At 73.4% G+C, this 4,326-nt stretch carries 4 protein-coding genes, 2 tRNA genes and 1 pseudogene; 3 read left to right on the plus strand and 4 right to left on the minus strand.

Features of this window, described 5'->3' with window-relative positions:
* The 3 genes from HW578_RS23405 to HW578_RS23415 all read right to left on the minus strand — a co-directional run.
* Positions 1 to 188 (minus strand): hypothetical protein (locus HW578_RS23405; protein WP_456308297.1); only part of this gene is annotated, 188 nt, incomplete at its 3' end.
* Positions 185 to 1,717 carry a TolC family outer membrane protein gene (locus HW578_RS23410; RefSeq protein WP_232479231.1) on the minus strand — a complete coding sequence of 511 codons (1,533 nt, stop codon included), beginning with the start codon at positions 1,715 to 1,717 and terminating at the stop codon, positions 185 to 187. The genes HW578_RS23410 and HW578_RS23405, both read right to left, overlap by 4 nt.
* 245 nt (positions 1,718 to 1,962) lie before the next feature.
* Positions 1,963 to 2,619, minus strand: coding sequence for a protein-L-isoaspartate O-methyltransferase family protein (locus HW578_RS23415; protein WP_198373121.1), 657 nt, complete (start codon positions 2,617 to 2,619; stop codon positions 1,963 to 1,965).
* Between the two features lie 108 nt (positions 2,620 to 2,727).
* On the opposite strand from HW578_RS23415, the gene HW578_RS23420 reads away from it, so the two are divergent.
* The 3 genes from HW578_RS23420 (at position 2,728) to HW578_RS23430 (ending at position 3,765) form a co-directional block, all read left to right on the plus strand.
* Positions 2,728 to 2,798: transfer RNA gene (locus tag HW578_RS23420), tRNA-Cys, on the plus strand.
* Positions 2,799 to 2,859: 61 nt separating this feature from the next.
* A tRNA-Asn gene (locus HW578_RS23425) sits at positions 2,860 to 2,935 on the plus strand.
* Positions 2,936 to 3,015: 80 nt separating this feature from the next.
* Positions 3,016 to 3,765 carry a class I SAM-dependent methyltransferase gene (locus HW578_RS23430; RefSeq protein WP_198373122.1) on the plus strand — a complete coding sequence of 250 codons (750 nt, stop codon included), beginning with the start codon at positions 3,016 to 3,018 and terminating at the stop codon, positions 3,763 to 3,765.
* On the opposite strand, the pseudogene HW578_RS23435 reads toward HW578_RS23430, so the two are convergent.
* Positions 3,755 to 4,326: pseudogene (locus HW578_RS23435) on the minus strand (alpha-D-ribose 1-methylphosphonate 5-triphosphate diphosphatase); the annotation flags it as partial. The gene HW578_RS23430 and the pseudogene HW578_RS23435 sit on opposite strands and share 11 nt — an antisense overlap.

The raw sequence follows: 4,326 nt of genomic DNA on the forward strand, positions 1-4,326 counted from the left end.
GGCGGCACCGCGGCGGCGGGGGCGGGGTCGGTGGTCGCCTCTGCCGCAGGCGTCGCGGAGGGGCCGTTCGCGCTGGCCTCGTCCTCGTTCAGGATGCGACGGATGGAGGCGAGGATGTCTTCCATCGACTGGTCGGAGGCGGCGCCCGGTGCCGCCGCGCCGCCCGGAGGGGTTGACTGTCCGCTCATGGGCTCGTGCGCGCCGGGGGTGCCGGCGCCAAGGTCTGCACCTGCACCGCGCCCTGCGGCGCGGGCGGCGCGCCAGCGCCATCCGAGAAGTCGCCCGTGCCGAACCAGCGGTCGCGCACGGCATTGTAGTAGTTGCGCGGGTCGTAGATCTGCACCGGCAGGCCCAGGTCCTGCGCCGTCAGCCGCCCCATCGTGGTGGCCAGCGCATAGGATCCGTTGATGAGCGTGGCGAGCGAACGCACCAGGTTGACGCGCGCCTGCAGCAGTTCCTGCTCGGCGTTCAGAACGTCGAGCGTTGTGCGGCTGCCGACGATGGCCTCGCGCTGCACGCCATCGAGGGCGATCTCCTGCGCGCGGATCTGGGCGCGCACCGATTCCACCTGGGCGCGGGCGCTGCCCAGCGTCTCCCACGCCTCGGTCGCCTGCTGGGCGGCGATGCGGCGCGCATCGGCCACCTGCTGGCGCGCCTGTTGCGCCTGCTGGCGTGCCTGGCGGACCTGCGAGTGCTCGCGCCCCCCCTGATACAGGGGCACGTTGAGTTGGAGCGTGACCTGCGCGCCGGTCTGGCGCGCCCCGCGCGCGTTCTGGTTGTCGTTGCGGAACACGGAGGCATTGGCGTTGACCTGCGGCAGCAGGGCGGCGAACTGCACGTCGATGAAGTCCCGCGCTGCGGCCTCGTCGAAGAGGGTCGCGACCACGGTCGGATTATTGTCGGTCGCGAAGCGCACCGCCTCCTGCTGGGAGCGCACCGGCGGGGCGAGCGGCGGCGGGGCGGTCACGCGCAGCGGCTCGAGCCCCGTCCAGCGCAGGAAATTCGCGCGCGAACTCTGCGCCACGCCCTGCGCCTGGTCGAGCTGGAAGCGCGCCTGCGCCAGGCGCGATTCGGCCTGCGCCACGTCGGTGCGGGTGATCTCGCCGACGCGGAAGCGCTCGTTCGTCGCCTGCAGCTGGCGCACGAGCACCTGCACGTTGTTGGTGTTGAGGCGCACCTCCTCCTGGTCGCGGATGAAGAAGACATAGGCGCGCACGGACTCGAGCAGCACCTCCTGCTCGGCGATCAGCAGCCGGGCGCGCTGGGCATAGACCTGGTTCTCGGCGCGGCGGGTCGAGGCGGTAGTGCCCCCGCCGCGATAGATGGGCTGCTGGACCGTAGCCGCCAGCGTGCCGGTGCCGCGGCTCGAATCCGTGTAGTTCGAGAAGGGTACCTGCGGCGTGCGGCCGAGGCCGGTGACGAAGCCGGTGGCGGGGTCGGTGATGGGGAAGATCGCCCCGCCGGCATTCTGTTGCGTGCGCTGCGTGGTGTCGGTGTAGCCGGCGGTCCCCGCGATCACGACGGTGGGCCGCCAGCCCGCCAGCGCCTGGGGCACGTTCTCGTCGATAGCCCGCGCCGCGGCGCGTGCCGCGAGCAGGCGGGGATTGCCCGAATACGCCGCGGCCAGCGCCTCCTGAAGGGTCTGCGACCACCCGTGGGAATGCGGCAGGACGGCCAGTGCGGCGGTCAGAAGCATTTTACTGCGCAGGCTCATCATCACCCTTTGCCGTCCCCCGGGAATGGCCGGCCGGACATGCGGGCCGGGCCGAAGCCCGGTGCAGGCCGGAAGTCTTGCCCAAAAGTCTTAACGCACCGCAACAGGCCCGCGCCAGCCCGGCAAGGGCAAAGAAATGTGTCGCGGGACGTCGGGCCCAGAGTGGCGCCCGGCGTGGGTGCTCGCAGGCGCCGTATTTTCAGGGGCAGGACATGCGGCCCGGCAAGTCCGGCCCGCCGGATGAGTCCCTAGAACACGAAGGCCGGCGCCGCGGCGAAGCCGGGCAGCGCCGGCGCATGCGCGTCGAAGTCCCGCGTCGCGGTCAGCGCGCCCCCGGCGCGGCGCAGAAGCATGGCCCGGCCCGGCGGACCGCCCTCGAGCCCGATAGCGACCAGGCGGCCGCCCTCGACCAGCTGGTCCTGGATCGCGCGCGGCACGGCATGCACGCCGCCCTCGATCATGATGACGTCATAGGGCGCGCCGGCGGCATGGCCCTGCGTGGGGTCGGCCTCGACCAGCGTCACGGCGCCCGGCGGCACCGCGGCCGGCAGCGCCGCGCGCGCGATCGCGAGCAGTGCGGGGTCAGATTCCACCGCCGTGACCGTGCCGCCGATCTTCGCCATCAGCGCTGCGCCGAAGCCGGTGCCCGCGGCCAGGATCAGCGCGCGCTCGCCGCGCCTGAGCCCCGCGAGCTGTACCAGCCGCGCCAGGACCAGCGGCTGGAGCATGGCACGCCCGCCGGGCAGCGGCAGCTCGGCATCGGCATAGGCGCGCGCGGCCATCGCGGGCGGAGCGAAGCGCTCGCGCGGCAGGTCGCGCATCGCCGCCACGATGCGCGGATCCTCCACGCGGTTCGGGCGCAGCTGGCCATCGACCATGAAGCGGCGCGCCTCGGCAAAATCCATCGTGCTCGGCCTCGTGCAGACAGGCGTCGGTTATAGGTCGGGCCCGCCCGCCGCGCCAAGCCGACGCTTGACCGCGGGACGCGCGCGGCCGATATGGGGCGCCTGCGCGGTCCGGTGGCCGAGTGGTCAGGCACAGGTCTGCAAAACCTGCTACGTGGGTTCGATTCCCGCCCGGACCTGATCGCGCGGGCGGCTTTACAGTGGTGGCGCCCCACACTATACGCGGCGCCCGGCTCCTGATCCCCGATAGCTCAGCTGGTAGAGCGCGGGACTGTTAATCCCTAGGTCGTTGGTTCGAGTCCAACTCGGGGAGCCAGAACCACCCCCCGGCACCGCCCGCGCGCTTGACGCGCCGCCGCCACCGCGGTTCCCATGCCCTGCACCGGGATACCGACCATGGCAGACGCGTCCCCGCCCACGGCCCCCCATGCGCCGCTGCCGCGCCACTACGCCGATTCCGGCCAGCGCGACCGCTACGTGCGGGCGCTGTTCGACCGCGGCGCGCCCTCCTACGACCGGATCAACCGGATCTTCTCGCTCGGCACCGGCGCTCGCTACCGGCGCGACGCGTTGCGCCGCGCCGGGCTCGCGCCGGGAAAGCGGCTGCTGGATGTCGCCACGGGCACCGGCCTGGTGGCGCGCGAGGCCGTCGCGATCCTGGGCAGCGCGTCGGATGTGGTCGGCCTCGACCTCAGCGCCGGCATGCTGCGCGAGGCGCGCGCCGGACTGACGATCCCGCTGGTGCAGGCGCGCGCCGAGGCGCTGCCCCTGGCCGATGCCTCGGTCGACCTGGTGAGCATGGGCTATGCGCTGCGCCACGTGCCGGACCTGGTGCTGGCCTTCGCTGAATTCCGCCGCGTGCTGCGCCCGGGGGGGCGGGTGCTGCTGCTCGAGATCGACCAGCCGGCGAGCACCCTCGCGCTGGCGGCACTGCGCTTCTATCTCGGCCGGGTGGTTCCAGGGCTGTCGCGCTGGGTCGGACAGGGCGAGAAGGACAGCCGCATGATGCGCTACTTCTGGGACACGATCGATACCTGCGTGCCGCCCGAGGCCATCGAGGCGGCCCTCGCGCGCGCCGGCTTCACCGGCATCGGCTGCGAGGTGCAGCTCGGCATCTTCCGCGCCTACGGGGCCGTCAGCGCGTGATGCGCCCCGCCGCGTCGGGCGCGATCCATGCGAGGCGACCGGCCGCGAAGACCGCCACTGGCGCCGGCACCGCCGCATCCACAGCCACTACGTCCCCGCGCAGCCCGGGTGCAAGCCGGCCGCGGTCGGCCAGCCCGCACGCCTCGGCCGGATTGGCCGAGACCAGCGACCACGCGGCCGGCAGGTCGAGCACGCCGCGCCGCGCCATCGCGAAGGCCGCCTCCAGCATCGCCGGCCAGACGTAGTCCGACGCCAGCACGGTGACGATGCCGCGTTCGGCCAGCGGCGCGGCGCTCGCCCAGCCGAGATGGGAGCCGCCGCGCACCACGTTGGGCGCGCCCATAACCACATGCTCGCCCGCCTCGCGCGCCGCGACACCCACCACCTCGGCCATCGGGAATTCGCAGATGGTCGCGCCATGCCCGCGGTAGTGCGCGCGGTCCTCGAGGGTGGCGTCGTCGTGGCTCAGCATCGGGATGCCCGCCGCGCGCGCGGCCGCGGCGAGGCGCGCATGTGCCGCCGGCACCTCGTGGCGCCGCGCCGCGATGGCGCGCGCCAGCG

Origin of the sequence: Roseomonas rosulenta, from assembly GCF_016106005.1 — a bacterium.
In the GTDB taxonomy this organism is placed as follows: Bacteria; Pseudomonadota; Alphaproteobacteria; order Acetobacterales; family Acetobacteraceae; genus Neoroseomonas; species Neoroseomonas rosulenta.

Excerpts from the sequence above, each read along its gene's own strand:
- HW578_RS23410 (WP_232479231.1), bottom strand. The coding sequence starts at position 1,717 with ATGATGAGCCTGCGCAGTAAAATGCTTCTGACCGCCGCACTGGCCGTC.
- HW578_RS23415 (WP_198373121.1), bottom strand. The coding sequence starts at position 2,619 with ATGGATTTTGCCGAGGCGCGCCGCTTCATGGTCGATGGCCAGCTGCGC.
- HW578_RS23430 (WP_198373122.1), top strand. The coding sequence starts at position 3,016 with ATGGCAGACGCGTCCCCGCCCACGGCCCCCCATGCGCCGCTGCCGCGC.